Annotated in this window: 20 protein-coding genes; 10 read left to right on the top strand and 10 right to left on the bottom strand. The window is 39.5% G+C overall.

The window, feature by feature from the left end; all coding sequences use genetic code 11:
* Positions 1-5: 5 nt before the first annotated feature.
* The 3 genes from acnD (at position 6) to ACHUGF_RS06025 (ending at position 6342) form a co-directional block, all read left to right on the top strand.
* Positions 6-2603 (top strand): Fe/S-dependent 2-methylisocitrate dehydratase AcnD, encoded by a 2598-nt coding sequence (gene acnD / locus ACHUGF_RS06035; RefSeq protein ID WP_394129891.1) that lies wholly within the window; start codon positions 6-8, stop codon positions 2601-2603.
* Between the two features lie 60 nt (positions 2604-2663).
* Entirely contained in the window at positions 2664-3833 is a 1170-nt protein-coding gene (gene prpF, locus ACHUGF_RS06030; RefSeq protein WP_394129890.1) for a 2-methylaconitate cis-trans isomerase PrpF, read from the top strand.
* Positions 3834-4251: 418 nt separating this feature from the next.
* Positions 4252-6342 (top strand): cation:proton antiporter domain-containing protein, encoded by a 2091-nt coding sequence (locus tag ACHUGF_RS06025; RefSeq protein WP_394129889.1) that lies wholly within the window; start codon positions 4252-4254, stop codon positions 6340-6342.
* A 61-nt stretch (positions 6343-6403) separates the two neighbouring features.
* Here the strand turns inward: ACHUGF_RS06025 and bcp are convergent, their stop codons facing one another.
* Positions 6404-6871, bottom strand: coding sequence for a thioredoxin-dependent thiol peroxidase (gene bcp / locus ACHUGF_RS06020; protein WP_394129888.1), 468 nt, complete (start codon positions 6869-6871; stop codon positions 6404-6406).
* Between the two features lie 28 nt (positions 6872-6899).
* Entirely contained in the window at positions 6900-7436 is a 537-nt protein-coding gene (locus ACHUGF_RS06015; protein WP_394129887.1) for a glycine cleavage system transcriptional repressor, read from the bottom strand.
* A gap of 317 nt (positions 7437-7753) precedes the next feature.
* Between ACHUGF_RS06015 and dapA the strand changes: the two genes are divergently transcribed.
* The 4 genes from dapA to ACHUGF_RS05995 all read left to right on the top strand — a co-directional run bounded on the left by dapA (position 7754) and on the right by ACHUGF_RS05995 (position 14162).
* Positions 7754-8638, top strand: a complete 885-nt coding sequence (gene dapA, locus ACHUGF_RS06010) for a 4-hydroxy-tetrahydrodipicolinate synthase (RefSeq protein WP_394129886.1) — start codon at positions 7754-7756, stop codon at positions 8636-8638.
* A gap of 3 nt (positions 8639-8641) precedes the next feature.
* Positions 8642-9742 (top strand): outer membrane protein assembly factor BamC, encoded by a 1101-nt coding sequence (gene bamC / locus ACHUGF_RS06005; protein WP_394129885.1) that lies wholly within the window; start codon positions 8642-8644, stop codon positions 9740-9742.
* A 245-nt stretch (positions 9743-9987) separates the two neighbouring features.
* The gene (locus ACHUGF_RS06000; protein ID WP_394129884.1) at positions 9988-11073 is read left to right on the top strand and encodes an efflux RND transporter periplasmic adaptor subunit; all 1086 of its coding nucleotides are present in this window, start codon (positions 9988-9990) and stop codon (positions 11071-11073) included.
* Positions 11070-14162: an efflux RND transporter permease subunit gene (locus tag ACHUGF_RS05995; RefSeq protein ID WP_394129883.1), complete on the top strand. Its 3093-nt coding sequence runs from the start codon at positions 11070-11072 to the stop codon at positions 14160-14162. Before ACHUGF_RS06000 ends, ACHUGF_RS05995 begins: the two co-directional genes overlap by 4 nt.
* A gap of 104 nt (positions 14163-14266) precedes the next feature.
* On the opposite strand, the gene ACHUGF_RS05990 is transcribed toward ACHUGF_RS05995, so the two are convergent.
* Positions 14267-14698, bottom strand: a complete 432-nt coding sequence (locus ACHUGF_RS05990) for a PaaI family thioesterase (protein WP_394129882.1) — start codon at positions 14696-14698, stop codon at positions 14267-14269.
* Positions 14699-14763: 65 nt separating this feature from the next.
* Complete coding sequence (fadE, locus tag ACHUGF_RS05985) at positions 14764-17211, bottom strand: acyl-CoA dehydrogenase FadE (protein WP_394129881.1); 2448 nt, start codon at positions 17209-17211, stop codon at positions 14764-14766.
* 232 nt (positions 17212-17443) lie between these two features.
* Between fadE and ACHUGF_RS05980 the strand changes: the two genes are divergently transcribed.
* The gene (locus ACHUGF_RS05980; RefSeq protein WP_394129880.1) at positions 17444-18223 is read left to right on the top strand and encodes a class II glutamine amidotransferase; all 780 of its coding nucleotides are present in this window, start codon (positions 17444-17446) and stop codon (positions 18221-18223) included.
* Here the strand turns inward: ACHUGF_RS05980 and ACHUGF_RS05975 are convergent.
* The 3 genes from ACHUGF_RS05975 to trhA form a co-directional block, all read right to left on the bottom strand.
* The gene (locus tag ACHUGF_RS05975) at positions 18206-19123 is read right to left on the bottom strand and encodes a DUF3108 domain-containing protein (RefSeq protein ID WP_394129879.1); all 918 of its coding nucleotides are present in this window, start codon (positions 19121-19123) and stop codon (positions 18206-18208) included. The two genes, ACHUGF_RS05980 and ACHUGF_RS05975, sit on opposite strands and share 18 nt — an antisense overlap.
* Positions 19124-19263: 140 nt before the next feature.
* Entirely contained in the window at positions 19264-19599 is a 336-nt protein-coding gene (locus ACHUGF_RS05970) for an MGMT family protein (protein WP_394129878.1), read from the bottom strand.
* Between the two features lie 91 nt (positions 19600-19690).
* Positions 19691-20365: a PAQR family membrane homeostasis protein TrhA gene (trhA, locus tag ACHUGF_RS05965; RefSeq protein ID WP_394129877.1), complete on the bottom strand. Its 675-nt coding sequence runs from the start codon at positions 20363-20365 to the stop codon at positions 19691-19693.
* A 219-nt stretch (positions 20366-20584) separates the two neighbouring features.
* Here trhA and ACHUGF_RS05960 point away from each other — a divergent pair, with 219 nt between their 5' ends.
* Positions 20585-21730, top strand: coding sequence for a hypothetical protein (locus ACHUGF_RS05960; RefSeq protein ID WP_394129876.1), 1146 nt, complete (start codon positions 20585-20587; stop codon positions 21728-21730).
* Positions 21731-21738: 8 nt separating this feature from the next.
* Here the strand turns inward: ACHUGF_RS05960 and rrtA are convergent, their stop codons facing one another.
* Together rrtA and queC are read right to left on the bottom strand one after the other, a co-directional pair.
* Complete coding sequence (rrtA, locus tag ACHUGF_RS05955; protein ID WP_394129875.1) at positions 21739-22362, bottom strand: rhombosortase; 624 nt, start codon at positions 22360-22362, stop codon at positions 21739-21741.
* A gap of 65 nt (positions 22363-22427) precedes the next feature.
* Positions 22428-23114: a 7-cyano-7-deazaguanine synthase QueC gene (queC, locus tag ACHUGF_RS05950; protein WP_394129874.1), complete on the bottom strand. Its 687-nt coding sequence runs from the start codon at positions 23112-23114 to the stop codon at positions 22428-22430.
* A 176-nt stretch (positions 23115-23290) separates the two neighbouring features.
* Between queC and queE the strand changes: the two genes are divergently transcribed.
* On the top strand, positions 23291-23959 hold the full coding sequence (gene queE / locus ACHUGF_RS05945; protein WP_394129873.1) for a 7-carboxy-7-deazaguanine synthase QueE: 669 nt from the start codon (positions 23291-23293) through the stop codon (positions 23957-23959).
* 68 nt (positions 23960-24027) lie between these two features.
* On the opposite strand, the gene ACHUGF_RS05940 is transcribed toward queE, so the two are convergent.
* Positions 24028-25092 carry a PLP-dependent cysteine synthase family protein gene (locus tag ACHUGF_RS05940; RefSeq protein ID WP_394129872.1) on the bottom strand — a complete coding sequence of 355 codons (1065 nt, stop codon included), beginning with the start codon at positions 25090-25092 and terminating at the stop codon, positions 24028-24030.
* Positions 25093-25483: the final 391 nt, after the last annotated feature.

Below are 25483 nucleotides of genomic sequence, written 5' to 3'. Positions count from 1 at the left end.
CCGTTATGAATAGCCAATACCGTAAGAGTTTGCTCGGTACTAATCTTGATTATTTTGATGTCCGTGAAGCTGTAGAAGCCATAGCACCTGGAAGTTACAAAACCTTACCCTATACCTCCAGAGTGCTTGCTGAAAACCTCGTTAGACGTTGCTCTGCTGATACATTGACTGACAGCCTAAAACAATTAATTGAACGCAAGCGAGACCTAGATTTTCCTTGGTATCCAGCACGTGTTGTTTGTCATGATATTTTAGGCCAAACAGCTTTAGTTGATCTTGCTGGTCTGCGTGATGCGATTGCGGAAAAGGGCGGTGACCCTTCAAAAGTTAATCCTGTAGTACCAACTCAATTGATTGTGGATCACTCATTAGCTGTCGAACACGCAGGTTTTGAAAAAGATGCGTTTGAAAAAAACCGCGCGATTGAAGATAGACGTAATGAAGACAGATTCCATTTTATCAATTGGACTAAAACGGCATTTAAAAATATTGATGTAATTCAGCCCGGCAACGGCATTATGCATCAGATTAATTTGGAAAAAATGTCACCCGTTATCCAAGCTCGCGATGGTGTCGCTTTTCCTGACACTTTAGTCGGTACAGACAGCCATACCCCACATGTTGATGCACTTGGTGTTATTGCCATCGGTGTCGGTGGTTTAGAAGCAGAAAGTGTCATGCTTGGCCGTCCTTCTTACATGCGTTTACCTGATATCGTGGGTGTAGAACTTGTCGGTAAGCGCCCAAGCGGCATAACCGCGACGGATATTGTTTTAGCCATTACTGAATTCCTACGTAAAGAGCGTGTCGTATCAACTTACCTTGAATTCTTTGGTGAAGGCGCAGCTGACTTAACCTTAGGTGATCGAGCAACCATCTCAAATATGACACCAGAGTTCGGTGCAACTGCGGCTATGTTCTATATCGATGACAAAACAATCGATTATTTACGCATTACAGGCCGCGATGATAAACAAGTTAAATTAGTTGAACAATATGCTAAAACGACGGGCTTATGGGCGGATGACTTATCTGAAGTCGAGTATGAGCGTGTATTAAAGTTCGACTTATCAACCGTTGTACGAAATATTGCAGGTCCATCTAATCCACACCGACGTGTTGCAACATCTGATTTAGCACAGCAAGGCATTTCAACAAGTAATAAACCTGCAGCGAAAGATGGCGAAATGCCTGATGGTGCTTGTATTATTGCTGCGATTACCAGTTGTACTAATACTTCAAACCCTCGCAATGTGATTGCTGCAGGCCTACTTGCACGAAATGCTAATCGTAAAGGATTAACACGTAAGCCTTGGGTGAAAACGTCATTAGCCCCAGGCTCAAAAGCGGTTCAACTTTATCTCGAAGATGCTAATTTACTGCCCGATCTAGAGGCTCTAGGCTTTGGTATCGTTGCATTCGCTTGTACAACATGTAATGGCATGAGCGGCGCTTTAGATCCTAAAATTCAGCAAGAGGTTATTGATCGTGACTTGTATGCCACGGCAGTACTATCAGGTAATCGAAATTTTGATGGTCGTATTCATCCTTATGCTAAGCAAGCATTTTTAGCATCACCACCTCTAGTCGTGGCTTATGCTATTGCCGGCACTATTCGTTTTGATATCGAGAAAGACAGCTTAGGCAAAGATCAACAAGGTAATGATGTGTTACTCAAAGATCTATGGCCATCAGATGAAGAGATTGATGCTGTTATTGCTCAAAGCGTTAAACCAGAACAGTTTAGGAAAGTGTATGAGCCGATGTTTGATATTAAAGTTGAATACGGTAAAGACAACAACCCGTTATATGAATGGCGACCACAAAGTACCTATATTCGACGTCCTCCATACTGGGAAGGCGCATTAGCTGGTGAACGTTCAATGAAAGGTATGCGTCCCTTGGCTGTGTTAGGCGACAATATCACAACCGATCACTTATCGCCTTCAAATGCCATCTTGCTAGATAGTGCAGCCGGTGCATATTTAGACAAAATGGGGCTGCCAGAGGAAGATTTCAATTCATATGCGACTCACCGAGGCGATCATTTGACTGCCCAACGAGCCACATTTGCCAATCCAAAACTGTTTAATGAAATGGTTAAAGAAAATGGCGAAGTTAAGCAAGGCTCTCTGGCGCGTATTGAACCAGAAGGTCAGGTCACGCGCATGTGGGAAGCGATTGAAACCTATATGGAGCGTAAGCAACCACTGATTATTATAGCCGGTGCAGATTATGGACAAGGTTCATCCCGTGATTGGGCTGCTAAAGGTGTCCGTTTAGCCGGGGTTGAAGTGATTGTTGCAGAAGGATTTGAGCGTATTCACCGAACAAACCTTGTTGGTATGGGGGTATTGCCACTTGAATTCCTCAATGGTGAAAACCGTCATACTTATGGGATTGATGGCACAGAATCATTTGATGTGGTTGGTGAACGTAAGCCGGGTGCTGAATTAACATTAATCATCAATAAAACCAGCGGTGATACTATCCAAGTGCCGGTTAAATGCCGACTGGATACGGCAGAAGAAGTCTCTATTTATGAAGCTGGCGGAATTTTGCAACGCTTTGCGCAAGACTTCCTTGCTTCATCAAACAATTAATCATCACTCGTAGTCGGTCATTGGTAACGTATGTTGTTGCCAATGACGATAAGGATATATATGAGTTTTAAACCGCAAAAAAAAATCGCAGCAACTTATATGCGTGGTGGCACCAGCAAAGGGGTGTTTTTTAATCTTAAAGATTTGCCTTTAGATGCACAGGTTCGGGGTGAAGCTCGCGATAACACGCTTTTAAGGGTGATTGGTAGTCCTGACCCTTATGGCAAGCATACAGACGGCATGGGCGGAGCTACATCAAGTACAAGTAAAACCGTCATTCTTGATAAGAGTGACAAAGCTGATCATGATGTTGATTATCTATTTGGCCAAGTTGCTATTGATAAGCCATTTATTGATTGGAGTGGTAATTGCGGTAATTTAACAGCTGCTGTAGGTGCGTTTGCGATTGAAAATGGCTTAATTGATGCAGATAAGATCCCACATAATGGCATAGCTGTTGTGAAAATTTGGCAGGTGAATATCAGTAAAACCATTATTGCCCATGTGCCGATAACTGATGGACAAGTGCAAGAAACAGGTGACTTTGTCCTTGATGGTGTCACATTTCCTGCTGCAGAAGTTAAAGTCGACTTTGTTGATCCTGCTGATGGTGATGGCGCCTTATTCCCTACAGGCAATTTAGTGGATGACTTATATGTGCCAGGAATAGGGACATTCAAGGCAACCATGATAAACGCGGGTATTCCTACTATTTTCGTTAATGCTGACGACATTGGCTATCAAGGTACTGAGCTGCAAGATGCTATAAATAACGATCAAGAAGCATTAGCACGATTTGAAACTATCCGTGCCTATGGCGCTATACAAATGGGGCTAATCACAGATATTGAGCAAGCAAAGGCCAGACAACATACCCCAAAAATTGCGTTTGTCTCACCTGCTTCTGAATATCTCACTTCAAGTGGTAAATCAATTGCAGCTACTGAAATAGATTTATCCGTTAGGGCCTTATCTATGGGGAAATTGCATCATGCCATGATGGGCACTGCTGCTGTAGCGATTGGTACCGCTGCTGTTATTCCAGGTACGCTGGTGAATATTGCTGCTGGCAGTAACGTAAAAGGTGAGGTGGTATTTGGCCATCCATCCGGCACGTTAAAAGTGGGGGCAAGTGCATCAAATTCAGCTGGAGATTGGCAGGTTAACAAAGTTAGTATGAGCCGAAGTGCACGTATATTGATGGAAGGTAGCGTTAGAATCCCCTCGTAAGGTGGTTAAGTCACCCGATTCTTAAAGCAGTACTTTGTGCTGCTTTTTACTCACATATATAAGTGAATATAATTCACGCTAAAATATATTCTACTCTACACCGTAAGTATATGTGCCTATGGATACGTTATTTAGGGGCAAAAAAATTCATGATGTATTTTGTTCAACAACACATTTTGTAAAATAAAAAATGCATTATTTAATTTAAAACCTAATCAAAAAATCTCCCTTTATTTGTGTCCGATTTAGTTAATTGTTACTCATATACCATTTCATTGACTAATATAAATTTTCAAGCGAGTTAATTTTGCAATAACAGTTATTTAACCTATTATCCGAATGAGAGAAAGAACTATACGTCATATGGATGTCTTATTTTAGTGTGACGATAAATTACGGATAATAGTTAGGAAAGTTTATGGTCGAACACATTACTGGCATGCTTGCATTGATAGGTGTGTTATCTCTTTTATGCCAATGGGTTGGTTGGAAACTTAAATTACCCGCCATTTTACCTTTATTATTATGTGGTTTATTGCTCGGCCCTGGGTTAGATATTCTGGATCCTGACGCAGTATTTGGAGATTTACTGTTTCCTATCATTTCGTTAGGCGTAGCAGTAATCCTGTTTGAAGGGGCATTGACTCTCAATTTTAAAGAAATCAACGAACATGGTCGTATGGTGACACATCTGGTGTCAATCGGTGCATTTATTACCTGGCTGTGTATCGCACCCGCAGCACATTATCTGTTAGGTTTTGATTGGCCATTAGCTTGCTTGTTTGGCGCACTTGTTGTGGTAACAGGTCCAACAGTGATTGTTCCCATGCTTCGTACAGTTCAACCCAGCGCAAAGCTCGCCAGCATTTTACGCTGGGAGGGGATTGTCATTGATCCTATAGGCGCGTTATTGGCTGTACTTGTATATGAGTATATTGCGGTAACGGCAGATCCTACTACACATGTTTTATATGCGCTTGGCCTGACACTCGCCATAGGTTTAGGTGGAGGTGCGCTTGCAGGCTATCTCGTAGGCGTATGCTTGAGACGGAATGTATTCCCACACTATTTAAAAAATACTGCTGTTTTAACTATTATGCTCGGAGTGTTTGTTGGCTCAAATATTCTACAAGAAGAAGCAGGTTTACTTACCGTTACCGTGATGGGGATTTGGCTGGCAAATATGCGTGGAGTTGATATTGCCGATATTCTTGAGTTTAAAGAGACGTTGACGGTGTTACTCATTTCTGCATTGTTTATTCTTTTGGCTGCAAGACTTGATTCTTCTGCCATGCTTGATCTTGGCTGGGGTGGGATACTTGTTCTTATCGTTGTAATGTTTATCGCACGTCCATTGAGTATTTGGATCTCGGGGATTGGTACCAGCTTAACCTCGGCTGATAAATGGTTCCTCAGTTGGGTCGCTCCACGTGGTATTGTTGCTGCTGCAATTTCATCATTATTTGCTATCAAACTTGAAGCGCTGGGTTTTAATGGTGCAAGTTCAATTGTGCCTTTAGTGTTTATGATTATTATTGGTACGGTAGTGATCCAAAGTTTAACTGCTGGTACTTGGGCAAACATATTGGGTGTTAAACAAGGTAGTGCTCAAGGGCTATTGATTTTTGGTGCCTCCAAATTTTCACGAGAATTGGCTAAGCAATTACAAGATAAAAATATACCTGTGATCCTAGCTGATAATAACTGGGATAGCATCCGTCAGGCTCGTATGGAGAACATACAAGTGTATTTTGGTAATCCTGCTTCCGATCATGCAGATACTTATATGGATTTAACATGTATTGGCAGAGTGCTGATTATGTCACCATATAGGCAACTCAACCCATTGGTGAGTTTTCATTACCAAGATTTACTTGGAAGCGAAAAGGTATACGGGTTGAATAATGCGGAGTCTTCCAGTGCTAGGCACCAATTGTCAGAATCATATTTGCAACGATTGAATCTATTTGGCACGAATGTGTCCTATGCAAAAATTGCTAGCATAATGGCGAAGGGTGGCACATTAAAAGTCAATAACATAACAGAGAGCTTTAATTACCAATCCTTTATTGAACGCTATGGTGAAACCGCAATTCCGCTCATTTACATCACTAAAGATAAGCAGGTGAGGGTTATTACTTCACGGGTAATACTTGAAGAGTTGCCAGTTGGAATTGAATTAATCAGCTTGTTGCCACAAGAAGCGCAACAACAAGCTGAAGTTCAAAGACAAAAAGATGAACAACGTTTACAGCAACAAAAATTGGATGCAGAAAAGCAAGCTGAATTTATTACAAAAGAGCGTGAGTTTAAACATGCACTAGATGCGCAACAACGTGCTATTGATAAAGCCTATAGAAAACAACAAGAGCTGGCTGCTTTTGAAGAGCAGCAGTTACAAGAAGTATTGGATGAGGAACGTAATGCGCTAATTCATAAAGAAAGACATGAAAAGAATGTTGAAATTACGCAGGTGTTACACAATAAAAAGCCCAGAAAGGAAGAGTGAAAATTTAGCAGGGTCACAAAAAAGCCCTTATGAAAATATAAGGGCTTTCGCTAATGTCATGCTATGGCTTTATAGTGTCCAATAATACGGTGTGATGTTCTTTGGTTTTAAACTTATTAATAAAGTGACTGACTTTACCATCAGTACCAATCACAAAACTCAATCTATGAATGCCATCATAAATCTTACCCATAAACTTCTTTTCTCCCCAAACACCAAAGGCATCGGCTATGGCGTGGTCTTCATCACTGAGAAGATCAAAGTTTAATTCTTGCTTATCATAAAACTTCAGCAATTTTGCGACAGGATCAGGACTAATACCTAAAACAGTCATATTGATTGATTTTAATTCTTGCTCAATATCACGTAACCCTTGTGCTTGAACGGTACAACCTGGTGTAGACGCCTTAGGGTAAAAATAAACTAAAACAGGGCCTTTAGCTAAGCAGTCCTTTAAAGAGATAGCTTGGTCATGTTGGTTTTGTAACGTGAATAGTGGGGCAGTATCACCCACGTTGAGTGTATTCATTATTAATCCTTTAAAAAATCTGTATTAATTAGGGGGCAGCAATACCTTGCATACGTTTCACGTGACACTCTAGATTTAATTGCTCTGCTAATTGGTGAATACTGGTTTCAAGTTTCAGTAGATCAACTTTATCTGGAATGTTGATAGACAATAAGATGGATTGTGTTTTCAATTCGTCATTGACTTCGGCATGAGAGCGGACAGCTGCAAGATCTAAAGAGCGGTCAGCAAGAAATTGAGTAATGGTATTCATGGTGCCACGTTGGTCTTCACCATTGAAACTCACTTCAATACGTGAAACATAGTTTTGGGCAGTATGAGGTGAAGTTCGTTTCATCACAGTCATCAACTCTAATTCTACGCTAAGAATGGGTAACTGAGTTTCGATTCTAGTTATGGAAGACCACGAACCTGAAATCATTAAGATGAGGGTGAACTCATTTCCGAATAACGCCATACGACTGTCTACAATGTCGCATTCACATTCACTTACTAAGCGAGATAGTCGGCCTACTAGACCTGGGCGATCTGTTCCCATAGCGGTCACGACTAGGTGATTGCTCATAAAAATTCCTCATTCATACTATTTGGCGTATACGTTGCTGCCGATTCAGGCTAAGCGAATAAAGTTTACCATATATAATAGTAATTCAATGTATCAATAGTGTATTTACTGAATAACTGTATATTTTTTATGCGTCACATCTTTCTTAGGATTTATTAGATAACATCCTGATTTTATGAGATGTAGCATATTTTAATAGCGTAAAATAACACCAATCAAACCTTAATTCCCCAAAATTAGAATTCAGCACTGCTAATGCTTGTCATTAGTTGATAGCATCAGTAACATAGCGAGTCCTGAAACCTTGGGGAATATAGATGATAAACGGAAGCATTGTTGCCTTAATCACACCAATGAATAGTGATGGCACAGTAGATTATAAGAGTCTAGAACAGTTAGTAGAGTTTCATATTCAACAAGGCACTGATGCCATTGTTGCAGTTGGCACAACCGGTGAGTCAGCCACTTTGCCTCCGAAAGAGCATATTGACGTTGTTGCTCAAACCATCAAATTTGCCAATGGCCGTATTCCTGTAATTGGTGGAAACGGTGCAAATGCAACAGCTGAAGCGATTGAACTTACCCAAGCAATGCAAGATATTGGTGTTGCCGCAATGTTAGGTGTGACTCCTTATTACAATAAGCCGACACCAAAGGGGCTTATTGCACATTATACCGCCATTGCTAATAGTACTGATGTTCCTCAGATTCTATACAATGTACCAGGCCGTACATCTGTTGATATGTTACCAGAAACTGTCGCTGAGCTTGCACCGATCAGTAACATTATCGGTGTGAAAGAAGCCACAGGCGATTTGACCCGTGTAAAACAATTACGCGAGTTATGTGGCGATGATTTCTTACTGTTTAGTGGCGACGATGCAACAGCTCGTGAATTTATCACTTTAGGTGGTAATGGGGTTATTTCAGTTGCCAATAATATCGTAGCAAAATCATTTAAAAACATGTGTGATGCGGCATTATCTGGCGATACTCAATTAGCGACCCAAATAGATTCAACTATGTCAGCACTCTATGATTCCTTATTCTGCGAAGCTAATCCTATTCCAGTAAAATGGGCAGCACACCGTATGGGGTTAATTGAAAAAGGACATATTCGTTTACCTTTAACTGAACTTTCTCCACAGTTTCATGGTCAGGTAATAGAGGCTATGCAAAAAGCGCAAATTGAGGTGCAGTAAACCATGTTAAAAAAAGTCAGCCCACTATTGGTTATTCTGGCTGTATCAGCTTGTTCAACGCCAACTGAACGCCGTCAGGTTAATGGCAGTGAAGAATATGTTAATACAACAACAACAGAGCTATTAGCTATTCCAGAAGGTTTAAACGAACCAAGATACAGTCGTGAATATGAGGTTCCAGAAGTCGGTGCAGAAACTGACAAGACATACGTAGGTAAAAAACTGGATATTCGCCCACCATTACAAGTGTTACCAATGGCTGAGGGAACCCGTGTTGAAGAAGGCTCTGATAACATTAAAATTGTGGTAGAGTCTATTGATAACAACACAAATTTAAAGCAAGAGATCTCAGACAGTGTTGTTAGATTCTTAAACAGGCAAAACTACCCAATTCGCTTACAAGATTTCGATGCTGGTATCATTGAAACTGATGTAATTGAATCAACCGAAGTGATTGAGAAAAGCTTTTGGGGCAGTGACAAAACCTACGTATTACAACAACGTTATAAGTTTACCATTGATGTGCAACCTCACGGACGCACAGGTAACTTGATGATCGATTTAATCGAGCATGAAGAGATTTTCGATGATGAAAATCAAGACATCATGCTGTCAGATAATGATAAGCGTCGTTACACCATTGATATGCTTAACAATGCTATTGCTTATGTCAGTGTAAGCCGTGAGAAAGCATTACGCGAAGCTCGAATTCAACGCAGTCTAGGTATTAAGCTATCACTCGTGCATGCAACAGATGATGAAGGTACACATTGGGTTGCAGAAGCTCCATTTGATAATGCATGGGATCGTTTACGTCTAGTATTACCTGAAATGGGTCTAGATATTATTGATATGGATAAGAATAAAGGTCTTTACTATGTCAACCTAGATAACTCAGGAGGTTTCTGGAGCTCATTATGGGATGATAAATCACTTAACCTTAAAGAAGGCAGTTACCGTGTGATTCTAGAAGATACTGCGGATAAGCAACACACCAATATTTACTTCCGCAATGTTGACGATGAGGCCATTGACGATCAAGTCATTGCAGATGTATATGACCGTATTAGTGAGTTAATGGAAACGGATCGCAAAGTTAAATAAACACTTTGGTAAGCTATTCATAAATTAAAGAGACGCAATAGCGTCTCTTTTTTTGTGCTTTTTTAATAATAACTGATTATAAAATGTGTCATTTTTCTGTAATTTGTAAACAAAAGTTAAGCAAGATTAAAACAGCTTGATTGAGTTGTACTGAAAAGTAGAATAGTAGGGCATAAAAAATAATACATATAAAGCTTTCGTTTTTACCCTATAAGGATGGCGTTGTTACGTCTTAGCAATCAATCATGAAAAAATTACTCGTAGTCACAATTGCTATTGTTATCGGCTATTTTGCCTATACACAAATAGCACCAAAATCTGCACAACAGATAAAGCGAGAGAAACCCATCCCTAATGTTGTTGTTGCACAAGTTGCACTAATGCCTATTCGAGATGAAGTTGAGGCATTAGGTACTGGCAAAGCATTTGAGTCAATCACCATTACATCTAAAATTTCTGAGGTTATCACCAGTATTAATTTCGCTGACGGTGAGTTTGTTGAAAAAGGTCAGTTATTAGTTCAATTACAAGATTCTGAACAACAAGCAAAAGTTAGGGCTGCTTATGTTCGTTTAAATGAACATAAGCGTGAATTGGAACGGATTAGCTCGTTAGTTACCAGTCGCACAATTGCTGCAAATGAACGTGATAGATTACAAAGTTTAATTGATGGTTCACACGCTCTACTCGATCAAGAGGTTGCAGCGTTGAGCGATTATAAAGTGAATGCCGCTTTCAGTGGACGTCTAGGTCTTAGACAAGTCAGCCGTGGTGGACTGGTCAGTCCTGGGCAAGAGATCACTACTTTGGATGATGTCAGCAAAATTAAACTAGATTTTTCAGTACCAGAGCGCTTTATTCAAGATCTACAAGTCGGCAAAACCATCGAAGCCACTACAGTCGCTTATCCTGATATTATTTATAACGGTGTAGTCTCGTCTATTGATAGTCGTGTTAACCCTGCGACTCGTGCAGTGACCGTGCGTGCAATTGTGCCAAATGATAATAATCAACTTATTCCAGGTATGTTGATGAAGGTAAAACTGATTAAGCAAAGTCGTGAGAGTCTACTACTACCTGAATCTGCAATTATTCCCATACAAAACCGTCATTATGTCTATCTTCTTGATAAAGAAAATAAAGTTCAACGAGTACAAGTCAAAATAGGACTTCGAACGCGTGGTTGGGTAGAAATTGCTGATGGATTAAGCATTGGGGATTCGGTGATTATTCGCGGTATTCTTAAAGTAAGACCGGGTGACGTCGTAATGCCTGAACAAGCCGAACGCTTTAATTTTGCTGTAAACATACAAGCGGAGACTGTGGCATGATTTTAACCGATTTATCTGTTAAAAGGCCTGTTTTTGCTTCAGTAATTAGCATCTTACTGATCATTCTCGGATTAGTCTCATTCGAAAAACTGCCGTTAAGAGAGTACCCAAACATTGATCCACCAATTGTGTCTATTGATACAAGGTATCGGGGAGCAAGTGCATCTGTAGTTGAAAGTCGTATTACTCAACTCGTTGAAGATAGAATTAGTGGTATCGAAGGGATAAAACACGTCAGTTCTCAAAGTCGCGATGGTCGCTCTACTGTGACACTAGAATTCGATGTAGGACGCGACATTGAGGCTGCAACCAATGATGTTCGTGACAGAGTATCAAGCTTATTAGATAACTTACCTGAAGGTTCAGAGCCGCCTGAAGTCAGAAAAGCAAACGGTGGTGACGAAGTTATTATGTGGCTAAATTTGGTTTCAGACCAAATGACCACTATTCAATTAACTGACTATGCACGCCGATATTTAGAAGATAGATTCTCTGTTTTAGATGGTGTAGCTAATATACGTTTAGGTGGGGGGAAAGTTTATGCAATGCGAGTGTGGATAGACAGGCAAGCATTAGCATCACGTAACCTAACCGTAAGCGATATTGAAACAGCATTACGTTCTGAAAATGTAGAGTTACCAGCAGGTTCAGTAGAATCAAAAGAACGACATTTCACAGTTCGCGTCGATAGAAGCTTTCTAACCAAAGATGATTTCGCCAACCTTGTGATAACACAGGGTGAAGATGGTTACCTAGTTAAACTTGGTGACGTAGCAAAAGTTGAAATCGGCAGTGAAGAAGAGCGGATTATGTTTAGAGGTAATACCGAATCCATGATTGGTCTTGGTGTCTCTAAACAATCTACTGCCAATACCTTAGATGTAGCACGTGCAGCAAACAAACTTGTCGATCAAATTAATCCGACTTTGCCTGAAGGGATGGAGATTAAACGCTCTTATGATAGCTCAGTGTTTATTGAGGCCTCGATTGAAGAAGTTTATAACACACTCTTTATCGCTATGTTGTTGGTTATCATCGTCATTTATTTGTTCTTAGGTAGTGTACGCGCCATGTTGATCCCCGCGCTTACTGTACCTGTTTCATTAATGGCGACCTTCATTGTGTTATATGCATTGGGTTACACCATTAACTTATTAACCCTGCTCGCACTTATTTTAGCTATTGGTATGGTTGTCGATGACGCTATTGTCATGCTTGAAAATGTACACAGACGTATAGAAATGGGTGATACACCACTTAAGGCTGCTTTTCTAGGGGGCAGGGAAGTCGCATTTGCAATTGTTGCTACAACACTTGTGCTTATTTCAGTATTCATGCCCATTACGTTTATTGAGGGTGATCTAGGTAAGTTGTTCAAAGAGTTTGCTGTCGCGATGAGTGCAGCAGTGATGTTCTCTAGTATTGTTGCACTGACATTAAGCCCAATGATGTGCTCTAAAATCCTAAAGAGTTCTGGTGAAAGCTCTTGGCTTGTTCAGAAAGTAGATAAAGGCATGGATAAACTGTCTAATATCTATTTAAACAGCCTAAAAGGTGCAATTAAACGTCCCGTTTTAGTGTCATTTATCGTGATCATCGCGCTAACGTTAAGCGGGTATTTAGCCAAAAATATCCCACAAGAATTCGCTCCTCAAGAGGATCGTGGTTCTATGTTTTTAATTGTAAATGGTCCACAAGGTGCGAGCTTTGAGTATATTGAACAATATATGAATGAGATTGAAGGTAGACTGATGCCTTTAGTTGAATCTGGTGAAATTAAGCGACTTCTTATTCGTGCGCCACGCGGTTTTGGAACTGCAGCCAACTTCTCAAATGGTATGGCAATCATCGTACTTGAGGACTGGAGTGAGCGTCGTCCGGCAAATGAAATCATTGGTGATATTCGTGCACGAATTGGCGATTTAGCCGGTGTAAGGGCTTTCCCTGTAATGCGCCAAGCTTTTGGACGCGGTGTGGGTAAACCAGTTCAATTTGTTATTGGCGGTCCAAGTTATGAAGAATTGGCACAATGGCGAGATATCATGCTTGAACAGGCAAAAGGCAATCCGGATATTGTCGGCTTAGATCATGATTATAAAGAAACCAAACCACAATTAAGGGTTGTGATTGATAAAGACCGTGCTGCAGCTCTTGGTGTGTCGATATCACATATTGGCCGTACCCTTGAAACCATGTTGGGTTCAAAACTCGTCACAACCTTTATGCGAGATGGTGAAGAATATGATGTAATTATTGAGGGCCAGCGTGATAACCAAAATACCGCTAGCGATATGGAAAATATTTATGTTCGTTCAGATAGAACAAAAGAGTTAATTCCATTATCAAATCTCGTGACGATTGAGGAGTTTGCAGATGCATCTTCATTAAATCGATATAACCGTATGCGTTCAATAACCTTGGAAGCAAATCTCGCGGACGGTTATAGCTTAGGTGAAGCGCTAGATTATCTAAATAACCTTGCTGAGACATATTTACCTGCCGAGGCAGTGATTAGTTACAAAGGGTTATCGTTAGATTATCAAGATTCTGGTAATTCTATGGCCTTTGTATTTGTATTGGCATTATGTGTCGTATTTTTGGTACTAGCTGCGCAGTTTGAATCCTATATTCACCCAGCAGTCATTATGCTTACAGTCCCATTAGCCACCTTAGGCGCGCTAATCGGTTTGTGGTTTACTGACCAAAGTATCAATATTTACAGTCAAATCGGCATCATAATGTTAGTTGGTCTTGCTGCTAAGAACGGTATCTTAATTGTAGAATTTACCAATCAATTACGTGATAAAGGTATTGAGTTTCAGCAAGCTATTTTGCAAGCCTCACAACAACGTTTAAGACCTATTTTAATGACTGGTATCACCACCGCAGCTGGTGCTATACCTTTGGTTCTTTCATCTGGTGCCGGTGCCGAAACGCGCTTTGTTATTGGAGTTGTTGTGTTATCTGGTATCTTGTTGGCTACTTTCTTTACCTTACTGGTTATTCCAGTGGCTTATAGTATTTTTGCTAAAAATAGCAGTTCACCTGAAGCCATCAGTAAACAGTTAGAAGAAGAACTCGCAAACTAATTTGTTGCATACCAAAAAGCCAAGGCACTGCCTTGGCTTTTTTATTGCTATATTTGGCAAACAATATTGTAAAACAAATGTTGTTTAGTCATTAAGTACACAAACTAAGAAGGTAAGCTGAGCAAGCAACTCGCCGTTGCTGTTGCCAATAGTTTGCCTTCCTTTGAATGTAATTTAGCTTCAGCAATCGCCAATGATTTTGATTTATTGATAAGGTTGCCAATTGCAAAGACAGGCTGGCCAACCGGTATCGGTCTTACCATCTTTACTTGTAATTCAATCGTAGAATAGCTCTGTCCTATATCTAGTGCACTGTGAACTGCGCAACCAGTAACAGAATCTAAAACAGTGGCTGCAAATCCGCCATGTACACCTCCCATAGGATTAAGATGCCTTTCGTTTGCAATAGCTTCAAATTCAATACTGCCATAAGCAACTTTAATAGCTCGCATAGGGATTGTTTTAGCCATTGAGGGAGCTGGGAACTCACCATTGACCATAGCTTGCATTACTTCAAGTCCATTTACATGTTTCATTATCCAACCTTTAGTCAAAAAAAAGGGTAAAGCAAAAGCTTTACCCTTGTTGTGAGCAACCGTTTTTAAGCGGCTTGTTCTTGTGCTGTTGTTGCAACTTCATTGGCTTTAAGCGCATCTGAATCAAAGTCATCAACATTCACAGACTTCATTCGGCCGATTTCGGCTTTTTCAAGCAGAGCAATCTCAGCTTCACTTAATACACCTAAGTCTTTACCTGTCTGCGCAACTTTGTCTAACCACATAAATGGCAAACGTTTGCCTGCAGCTTTACAGACTTTGTCGTAAATTGGCTCAGCAGCAAGAATGTCAGCTAATGTTTGCTCCTGAATACCAACTGCATTGTGCTCTGTTGCTGACCAGTATTGACCTTGACCAAGACGGTCACGGCTAGCACAAGGTGTTTGCAGAATCTTGGCAATTATATGGTCTAGTACATCACTTGGACGAGAAATAGGGCGACCAAATGGCATCATCACTACACGTAAAATTTTACCTAATCCCATTGGGAAGTTATTCAATAGGTCATCAAGAGAGTCTTGAAGTTTATATAGTCCGTCTTCACAAGCCCACTGAACTAGCGGTAAATCCTCTTGTAAACGTCCTTCATCTTCATAACGTTTTAGTGTTGCTGAAACCAGGTATAGTTGACTTAGCAAATCACCTAAGCGCGCAGATATACGTTCTTTACGCTTTAGATTACCACCCAAAGTAGCCATCGCTAAGTCAGATAATAATGCTAGATTGGCACTGAAACGGTTCATTTGTTGGTAATAACGTTTAGTTTTATCTGAGTAAGGCGAATTTGAGAAATGACTACCCGTTAAACCCATCCACAAACTTCTGATAAAGTTAGACGTTGCAAAACCAATGTGACCAAAGATTGCTGCATCAAAGTTACTCAAACCACGCTTTGTATCAGTATCAAATGCTGATTCTATTTCTGCTAATACATATGGATGACAACGGATTGCACCTTGACCATAGATGATCATTGAACGAGTTAGAATGTTGGCACCTTCAACAGTAATGGCAATGGGTGCTGCTTGATAACCACGTCCAAGATAGTTATTAGGGCCTAAACAAACACCTTTACCACCATGAATATCCATCGCATCAATAATACATTTCTGCATTCTGTCTGTGAGATGATACTTAACAATGGCTGAAATAACAGAAGGTTTTTCACCTAAATCAATACCTGTTGTGGTTAGAGTAGTTACTGCATCCATCAAGTATGCATTACCACCTAAGCGTGCCATTGGCTCTTCAATTCCTTCAAGTTTACCGATTGGCATTTTAAATTGTCGACGAATACGTGCATAAGCGCCAGTCGCTAAAGAAGCTGTTTTCACGCCACCTGCAGAGTTAGAAGGCAAAGTGATACCACGCCCAACAGATAGACATTCAACAAGCATACGCCAGCCTTGTCCAGCCATCTCTGGTCCGCCAATAATGAAATCAAGTGGAACAAAAACTTCATTACCGCGTGTTGGACCATTTTGGAACATACAGTTCAACGGGAAGTGACGACGGCCAGTTTCAACACCTGGAATATCCGTTGGGATAAGAGCACAAGTAATGCCTAAATCTTCTTCTTTACCCAGTAATCCATCTGGATCACGCAGTTTAAAAGCCAGACCTAATACAGTCGCGACAGGCGCTAGAGTAATGTATCGCTTATTCCATGTTAGTTTCATACCTAACACTTCTTCACCGTTAAACTCACCTTTACACACAATTCCAAAATCAGGAATTGCACCAGCATCACTACCTGCTTCAGGGCTGGTTAATGCGAAACAAGGTACTTCTAACCCTTTTGCTAAACGAGGTAGATAATGATCTTGCTGTGCTTTAGTACCATAATGCTGAAGTAACTCACCAGGACCTAAAGAATTTGGTACACCTACTGTAGAAGCAAGCTCGCTGCTGACACCTGCTAGTTTTTGTAGCACACGAGACTGAGCATAAGCTGAATATTCTAAGCCACCATATTGCTTCTTAATGATCATCGCAAAGAAACCATGATCTTTTAAGTATTGCCAAACCTCTTGTGGCAAGTCCGCAAGCTCATGCGAGACATTATGCTGTTCAACCATGCCACATACAGTTTCAACAGGGCCATCTAAGAACGCTTGCTCTTCAGCAGTTAAACGAGCTTTAGGATAATTATGTAGCTTGTTCCAATTTGGTTTACCAGCAAATAAATCTGCTTCCCACCAAGTAGTACCCGCTTCAATGGCTTCTTTTTCAGTAGAAGACATTTCTGGCATGATGCCACGGTACACCTTAAGTAATGGCTTACTGATGATATTTTGTCTGAATGCTTTTATGTTAAGTGGGAGTGCGATAACAAGGAAAGCTACCCATGTAGCATTGTGAATGATATCTAAAGCACTACCTGCAGCCATAACGACTGCAGCGGCTATTGTGGTGGTTAATAACGATACCCTGAGGTATGCCATTGCACCGAGTACGATGATCATCGCGATGATCCAGAGTAGGGTGGTCACTTTAATTCTCCTTAAAGCCGGTAAAATTCGACTGACTTTTATTATTGATCCTTGTCACAACCAAATCTCGTGGTCTGACCTCTCTCATAAAAGTAAACGCAAGTGTGATCGAATACAAGTTTTTTTCAAACAATTGTTTAAATTTTTATGTGTTCAGATCATTTAACGGAATACCAGATCGAGCTACAATAGGCTAATACACTGAGCTGTAATGAATAATCAAGGTTTTATAATGTGTGAACTTTTGGCCATGAGCGCTAACGTACCAACAGATATTGTGTTTAGTTTTACTGGTCTTGCTGAGCGAGGTGGTGTCACTGGACCACACGTAGATGGATGGGGCATTACTTTTTATGAAGGTAAAGGCAGCCGTACATTTAAAGATTCGAAACCCAGTAGTGACTCACATGTTGCTCATTTAATTAAATCCTATCCAATTAAAAGTGAAATAGTGGTTAGCCATATCCGCCAAGCAAATCGCGGCGAGGTATGCCTTGAAAACACGCACCCATTCACTAGAGAGTTATGGGGTCGTTACTGGACTTATGCACATAATGGCCAGCTTTCTGATTATGAAACCCTTTTTAATACCAAACACTTTCAAGCTGTAGGTGATACAGATAGTGAAATGGCTTTTTGTTGGATTATGGACCGTGTGGTTGAACAATTTGGCCTTCAACAACCACAAGATATGAAACCCGTGTTTACTTTTATTGCATCATTGGCAGATAAAATTAAGCAGTTGGGTGTATTCAATATGCTGTTGACCGACGGGGTAGATTTAATGATTTATTGTTCAAATAATCTATGCCATATCACTAGACGGGCGCCTTTTGGCAAAGCAAAATTAATTGATACTGATGTCGTTATCGATTTTCAAAAAGAAACCACGCCTGATGACGTGGTGACTGTTATTGCAACACGACCACTGACCAATAATGAACAGTGGCATGTGTTAGCACCTGGAGATTGGAAGATCTTCAGAAAAGGGGAGTTAATTCTCAGTCGCTAATCGTCTAAATTCATCGATTTCATCACTCGAAATCTCGTCACTTTGCAGTTGTTGCATTAGTTCTTTAGCTTTCTGTGCCTGTTCGGGATCTAATTCATCTAATGTAACAGCCGGCATTTGCGGAAGGGATTGATCAAATTGATAGCTATGCAATTGGATGTCTAGCTGTTTACTACCTTTTGAAAAATGGCTTAACCTAACTGGCAAATAGGCTAACTCTTTTGCCATCCAAAAATAGGTTTGTCGTTTACTACTATCACGTATGACTTCAATTTTAACTGTGTCATAAGTACCACTTTGTATCGTCATTTTTTCTTCTGCGACAATTCGGAACTGGTAATCATCAAGTTCTTTTTCTTTCACCATACTGAAGTTTAATGGCTTTTTATTTGCGGCAAGATCCATCCTGAACTGTAACTGCACCATCAATGGGTCAAAGACATCTTCTTCATATGGTAGTTTTAGTGCGTCAAGTTTGTAGATCGTATGAATGAAGTTTTGTGCTTTGGTAAATGCTGTTTGTTCTTCATAATCACTGCCAGTACCACTACGCTTATGTAGATATCTGAAAGGTATTAACTTATTATTTTCTAATAAAAATTCGCTACGAATGTTGCGCTTATCTGACAACATTAATAAGCCCACTTCACTATTAAAGTGGTAAGTATAATAATTTGAATCTGTTGCAGGTAACTCATAATGGGCTTTGCCAAGTTCGAAACTGCCATAAAAAACATTATAAGTAGCAGTATGTGGTGTGAGCGGCGCAAGCAACACTTCAGATGATAATTTTGGCTCAGAAGGTACTATTTCATTTTCTTTTAGTTCATCAGCAATAACAGGAGAAAATGAGAGTAATAAATAAGCTGTTAAACTGAGTGAAAATAATTTTAAATGCAAAAGAAAACCCTTATTTATCTGGTTGTTAGAGTAATTTATTAAGTTTTTGGTCAAGCTTGGTTAAACCAAACGCTTCATAAATACGTTTAGATTGCTCATTGTTTAACGGTTTAATCCAAAATTAACTTTAGTGCTATATCTTAAAATGGTAATGACATCACTAAGGTCGCGATATCTGGCTGCCATTGAAATTTTGATATTGAGATCTTACCAGTATTAACTATGACACCGTCAAGTCTTAATAATTCAACCTGCTCTCTATACTGGTTACTATTTGTGTCAAAAGATATTTTGCCCTGACTATTGATTACTCTATGCCAAGGAATTTGCTGGGAAGGTGGAGACAACCTGAGTGCTCTTGAAACATATCTAGCACGACCAGGTAAGCCTGCTAAATCGGCGACTTTACCATATGGCAAGACTTTACCTTTAGGTATGAGACATACAACATAGCATATGCGTTCAGACGGGGACATGGATGTCATATAGGAAAAAAAATCAACGAATTATAATAAGTAATCGTGATTATATCTTAGTTCGTCAATCGTCTTCATTCCAAAATCCTTACTACAAGGTTAAATAAATACAAAAAAAGTGAGTTAAAGCCGCTGCTAGCACGAATAAATGCCAAATGGCATGATTAAAGGGAATGCGTTTGTTTACATAGAAAATGACACCAATGCTGTATAGCAAACCACCGCCAAGCAACAATCCAAACTGAACAGTCGTTAACATGGCATAAAGCTCTGGCATCACAGTTACACATAACCAGCCCATTGCTAAATATAAACAAACACTAAAAGCTTTAAACCTGCCAATAAACAGGGTTTTAAAAATAATCCCACCAATAGCTAAAGCCCAAATAGCACTTAAAACTATATTTGCTTTATCGCTCTGAATACTGATCAACATTAATGGTGTGTAAGTGCCTGCAATTAAGAGATAAATAGCGCAATGATCTGCCATCTTAAAAATTTTCTGCCATTTAGCAGTAGTGCTTGAATGATACAGGGTAGAAGCAGCAAACAGGGTTATGATCGAAATACCGTACACAGTAATGCCAAGTGTTTGCAATCCAGAAAAATCTTGGCTTTGAGATAACATTGCAAATAATGCCCATATTCCGAGTACCACACCTAGTCCATGAGACCAAGCGTTAGCACGCTCCTCGCTTAAACTATATTGAGAGGCAGATGCGCTCATTGGGTCTAATACAGCATTAGTTGTGATTTTGGAGTTCATAGTCAATCCGACATTATGTATTCAGTCCGAGTTTAACAGTAGCTTTTGATTTAATCCACAAATAGCTTACACGTGTTAGCTGAAATTAGGTTAATAAAATGTGAACTTATACATCGTGTCACGCTCTAATATCTGGCAAAGAAAGTCAGGGAGGTTTTCTACGGTTTAATTACAAAATACATTGAGTCTTTGAAAACAAAAAGGAAGTTTCAGGAATACATGTCAGTTAGTAATAATTCAGTATATTTCAATGGTAAAACGAATACAGAATGTGATGACATTGTATTCAGTATTGATAAACAATGCTTTGAAATCATAACTGAATTTCTCGATACAGATGTATACGATGAGAATGAAATTGATAGTCTATACACAAGAGCTATCCAATCGATCGATACAGAAGAAAATCAATCCAATTTCAAGCCTATACTCTTTCCTGATATCAAACGAGATATCATGCAACATCATTCAATTCCTAGTTTTAAAGTGGGAATTATCAACTACATAGCACCATTTAGCTCAGTAGTTATTCACTTATTATTATTGGCAATTTTGGGGAAAACCTTACAAGCAAATATCACAAGTAAGACAGTCCATTTTAAAAAATTAGAGCAAGATAATTTATCTAAAATACAGCTGACAAGCGTTCACTTAGTTTATTCTCAGGCGGCCCCCAATATTAATTCAGTACCAAAGCCAGTTCCAAAACTTCAAGTTATAGATGAAGTCATTAACAGTTCCAACTCAAATAAGCCTGAATCACAAATGACGAATGTAAGACAAGAGAACATCGTTGAATATGCTGAAAAAGAATTAAGTGCAAGTGCTTCACCACTTTCTGAACCTGACTTAGAGATGGCTATTGAACAGAAACGTAATCAACAAGGTGGCAAAGTAGATAAAGTGCAACCCAATAGTGATTTCGAGTTTGTTGAACAGCAAAACATGACACGATTGCAGCTTGCAACTAAAAGCAAACAAAACGGTTTACAAAATCAACTCAACTTCTCGTCTTCTACCAGTAAATATACTGATGTATATAATCGCAATAGGTTAAATAGGCTAATACAAGTCCAACAAGCTGAGCGTAATGTCGCAAAAGGAAGTTTAAGTGAGATGGATCCACAGGTGACATATTTAGATAAATTCAAAGATACCACGCCAGCAATAGAACAAGGGCATACATACAACCACAAACTAGATCCAAGCCGAATAGTGAAACAAGGAGACTATTGTTATAGAGAGGTTAATTTGGCGACACAGATTAATCCACACGCGACAGGCTTGGGATATAAAAAGTTTTGTGGTGAAGATAAAATCAAGCAACAATTACGTGATGCAATAGATAAAAGAACCATCAAATAGTAAAAGGACTATTTTTTAACCGGCTTATATTTAAATCTATTAGCTTGAGTTAGCCAAAAAAGGCCAATAATGACACCGCTAAATAAACCAATAAAATGAGATTCGATTGATACGCGAGCGCCGATCAATGTTGACATATCTTCTGGTGCACCAAAGTATTGCTCATACATTACTTTGACAATGACACCAATGAGTAGCATGTATCCTGAACGAAAGCCTTTCCTAACGTCCATGATTGCACCAAAAGCGAATAACCCATGTAACATGCCGCTTAAACCGACAAAACCTTTAGTCTCTGGAAACAAATAATACAATCCAACACCTTGAATCAAGGACAGTACACTTATCAATAATATCAACTTTCCTGGGTGGTGTTTGTAATGCATTTCATGCAAAAAGATAATTACCCAGAGGCCACCCAAATTCATCAGTAAGTGCCAGAAATTAGTATGCAAAAAGTTACCGCTAAAAAGACGCCATAGCTCATACTGACTGACACCGTCATAACGGTAAGCTAATACATTGCCAGCATCAAAACCTATCCCACTAATCTCAATAGCAAATAGCACTAAACAAACCACACTAATAAATAGTGGTATGTAGTAGGGGCTGGTTTTCGTCATCAGTGCCATTACGCGTCCTTATCTGATAATAACTGACTGTTAAATTTATATTTTAGCTAAAAACTAAAAATATACTAAGACTGAGCTTCGAGTTGCTGCATCACTTCATTCTTGTTAGATAAATAATCATCTAAACCACGCTGGCGTAAATGACATGCAGGGCAATCACCACACCCATGCCCAATTATTCCGTTATAACAAGTTAAAGTATGGTTTTGCACTAAGGCTAATTGTTGATATTTATCTGCTAGTGCCCATGTTTGTGCTTTATTAAGCCACATCAAGGGGGTAGAAATCGTGAGTGGTTTATCCATGCCAAGCGCTAACGATTGCTGCATAGATGCAATGAATTCATTTCGGCAGTCAGGGTAACCTGAAAAATCAGTTTCACACACACCCGTTATAATGACATTACATCCTAATTGATAGGCGTAAATACCAGCTAAAGTAAGAAATAGAATATTCCTGCCAGGAACAAATGTATTGGGTAAACCATTATTCATTACATCATGAGACACTGGTATTGAATCTCTTGTCAACGAAGAGGCTGCTAGCTCATTTAATAAACCTACATCCATGATTTTATGTGAGGCAACGCCCAATTGTTTAGCTAACTGTTTTGCAACTTCAATTTCCTGACGATGGCGTTGTCCATAATCAAAGGTAATTGCATGCACTGAGTCATAATGTGCTAAAGCTTGTACAAGACAAGTCGTTGAATCTTGGCCGCCACTGAATACGACTAGAGCTGAGGTAGACATAATGCAATCCTAACAGGAATAAAAACACGAAAGACAAATTTTAACTTACTCTTCAACACAGTGGCAAAGCATTATTAAGCTATTTTTCACTAGTAAAAACGAGTTAAATATTGATGTAGCTTGCATGCACTGGCTTTTTAACTTATAAATGCCGCCCAGATTCTATGAGGTAGTTAATGCAATATCCAATTAATGAAGTGTTTGAAACCATACAAGGTGAGGGGTTCTTTACCGGTGTGCCAGCAATTTTTGTACGTTTGCAAGGATGCCCTGTAGGTTGTTCATGGTGCGATACCAAGCAAACTTGGGAGCAACTTGACGCGAATAAAGTGATGCCTGAACAGGTTATCCAAGTCGATGGCACAATTGGTCGTTGGGCTCAACACGATGCCAATTCATTAATAGAAGCTTTTGAATCAAAAAAATTCAATGCTAAACACATTGTAATTACAGGCGGAGAGCCTTGTATTTTCGATTTAACTGCCTTAACTCATGAATTAATTGCTAAAGGTTTTACAGTGCAAATAGAAACCAGTGGTACATTTGATGTGTTAGTACACCCTGATACTTGGGTAACGGTATCACCTAAAATTAATATGAAGGGTGGCTATCCGGTTAAACCGTCTGCGTTAATTCGTGCAAATGAAATTAAGCACCCCATTGCGACGCAATCCCAATTGGATGAGCTAGATACACTATTAACTGATATTGATGTGTCAGAAAAGGTGATGTGTTTGCAACCCATCAGTCAAAAAGCACGTGCCACTGAGTTTGCAATGAGCGTTTGTATTGAAAGAAACTGGCGCTTGTCGATTCAAACACATAAATATTTGAATATTGATTAAATAACATTCAATAGGGAATGGCACATTCTAGCGCCCATTCCCAATCTTTCACTGTTTCAAATTTTTGCTTATTGTACTAACACGCCTGTCTCACTGAATTCTTCAAGCATTTTTTTATAGTGGTCAAAACAACCTATATGCTGTTTAATCCATTCTGGATTATAGTAGGTGTCAAGGTAACGCTCACCAGAATCACAGATCAATGTCACAATCGAACCTGTTTCACCAGCTTGTTGCATCTTTGATGCAAGTAACAAAGCACCAAATAGATTAGTTCCTGTTGACGCCCCCGTTTTTCTACCTATTAGTTGCTGTAACCATTTTATTGTTGCAATAGAAGCTGCATCAGGTACTTGCATCATGTCATCGACCACACCTGCAATGAATGAAGGTTCAACACGTGGTCTACCAATCCCTTCAATTTTACCACCAACATCAAGTGTCAGTTGCTTATTGCCCGTTTTGTAGTAGTCATAAAATACCGAGTTTTCAGGGTCTACAACACATAATTGCGTAGTTAACTGTTGGAAACGGATATATCGGCCAATGGTTGCAGATGTACCACCAGTTCCTGGGCTCATAACAATCCAATTAGGAATAGGGTGCGGTTCACATTCCATTTGGTTAAATATCGAATCTGCAATGTTGTTATTACCACGCCAATCTGTTGCGCGCTCAGCATAAGTGAATTGATCCATATAATGACCATTAAGCTCTTTTGCTAAACGCTCTGATTCAGCATAAATCTGATCGCTGGCATCAACAAAATGACATTTGCCACCATAGAATTCAATTTGCTGAATTTTTGTTTTTGCGGTGCTCTTTGGCATAACGGCAATAAAAGGCAATCCTAAAAGCCGTGAAAAATAGGCTTCAGAAACGGCAGTGCTACCAGAAGATGATTCAATAATCGTTGTGTCTTGGTTTATCCAGCCATTGCACAAACCATATAAAAAAAGTGAACGCGCTAAACGATGTTTTAAACTGCCGGTTGGGTGCGTACTCTCGTCCTTAAGATAAATATCAATCCCTGAAAGTTGTGGTAAATCTAATTTAATCAGATGGGTATCTGCTGATCGTTGATAATCAGCTTCAATCTTTGCGATGGCAACATTTATCCATTTACTGCACATAAGGGAATTCTCTCAAATATCATTGAAAAGGCGCTGTTAGCATAATCAAAAACTACACCGTTATAAAGATAAAAAGCATAAGATATATCAATAAGTAATAAGGTAGGTTGCATTCAATTCAGTAGTCATAAACAGAACAAATTAAAATTGTAGCTTACGGCTTGAATTTTATGATTGTTAATAAAGGCTTAACTAATAAGTAGTTTATTTACTAGGCACTGTGAGAGTGATTTTTGAGTATTGCAGTCAACTAATAATGCTTGAACAATAGCAGATATGATGATCGATTATAGAGTTAATCAAAGAGAGCAAAGTGGTGGAGGGAGAAGGATTCGAACCTTCGAAGGCTGAGCCGTCAGATTTACAGTCTGATCCCTTTGGCCACTCGGGA

The sequence above is a fragment of the Shewanella maritima genome, assembly GCF_043643735.1.
Lineage (GTDB): Bacteria > Pseudomonadota > Gammaproteobacteria > Enterobacterales > Shewanellaceae > Shewanella > Shewanella maritima_A.
This window is presented reverse-complemented; position numbering and strand designations above follow the sequence as displayed.

What these genes read in the sequence shown, in the direction of transcription:
- dapA (WP_394129886.1), top strand. Translation starts at nt 7,754, where the DNA reads ATGATAAACGGAAGCATTGTTGCCTTAATCACACCAATGAATAGTGAT.
- ACHUGF_RS05995 (WP_394129883.1), top strand. Translation starts at nt 11,070, where the DNA reads ATGATTTTAACCGATTTATCTGTTAAAAGGCCTGTTTTTGCTTCAGTA.
- prpF (WP_394129890.1), top strand. Translation starts at nt 2,664, where the DNA reads ATGAGTTTTAAACCGCAAAAAAAAATCGCAGCAACTTATATGCGTGGT.
- acnD (WP_394129891.1), top strand. Translation starts at nt 6, where the DNA reads ATGAATAGCCAATACCGTAAGAGTTTGCTCGGTACTAATCTTGATTAT.
- ACHUGF_RS05940 (WP_394129872.1), bottom strand. Translation starts at nt 25,092, where the DNA reads ATGTGCAGTAAATGGATAAATGTTGCCATCGCAAAGATTGAAGCTGAT.
- queC (WP_394129874.1), bottom strand. Translation starts at nt 23,114, where the DNA reads ATGTCTACCTCAGCTCTAGTCGTATTCAGTGGCGGCCAAGATTCAACG.
- ACHUGF_RS05990 (WP_394129882.1), bottom strand. Translation starts at nt 14,698, where the DNA reads ATGAAACATGTAAATGGACTTGAAGTAATGCAAGCTATGGTCAATGGT.
- queE (WP_394129873.1), top strand. Translation starts at nt 23,291, where the DNA reads ATGCAATATCCAATTAATGAAGTGTTTGAAACCATACAAGGTGAGGGG.
- ACHUGF_RS05970 (WP_394129878.1), bottom strand. Translation starts at nt 19,599, where the DNA reads ATGTCCCCGTCTGAACGCATATGCTATGTTGTATGTCTCATACCTAAA.
- ACHUGF_RS05960 (WP_394129876.1), top strand. Translation starts at nt 20,585, where the DNA reads ATGTCAGTTAGTAATAATTCAGTATATTTCAATGGTAAAACGAATACA.
- ACHUGF_RS05980 (WP_394129880.1), top strand. Translation starts at nt 17,444, where the DNA reads ATGTGTGAACTTTTGGCCATGAGCGCTAACGTACCAACAGATATTGTG.
- ACHUGF_RS06015 (WP_394129887.1), bottom strand. Translation starts at nt 7,436, where the DNA reads ATGAGCAATCACCTAGTCGTGACCGCTATGGGAACAGATCGCCCAGGT.
- ACHUGF_RS06000 (WP_394129884.1), top strand. Translation starts at nt 9,988, where the DNA reads ATGAAAAAATTACTCGTAGTCACAATTGCTATTGTTATCGGCTATTTT.
- bcp (WP_394129888.1), bottom strand. Translation starts at nt 6,871, where the DNA reads ATGAATACACTCAACGTGGGTGATACTGCCCCACTATTCACGTTACAA.
- rrtA (WP_394129875.1), bottom strand. Translation starts at nt 22,362, where the DNA reads ATGGCACTGATGACGAAAACCAGCCCCTACTACATACCACTATTTATT.
- bamC (WP_394129885.1), top strand. Translation starts at nt 8,642, where the DNA reads ATGTTAAAAAAAGTCAGCCCACTATTGGTTATTCTGGCTGTATCAGCT.
- trhA (WP_394129877.1), bottom strand. Translation starts at nt 20,365, where the DNA reads ATGAACTCCAAAATCACAACTAATGCTGTATTAGACCCAATGAGCGCA.
- ACHUGF_RS06025 (WP_394129889.1), top strand. Translation starts at nt 4,252, where the DNA reads ATGGTCGAACACATTACTGGCATGCTTGCATTGATAGGTGTGTTATCT.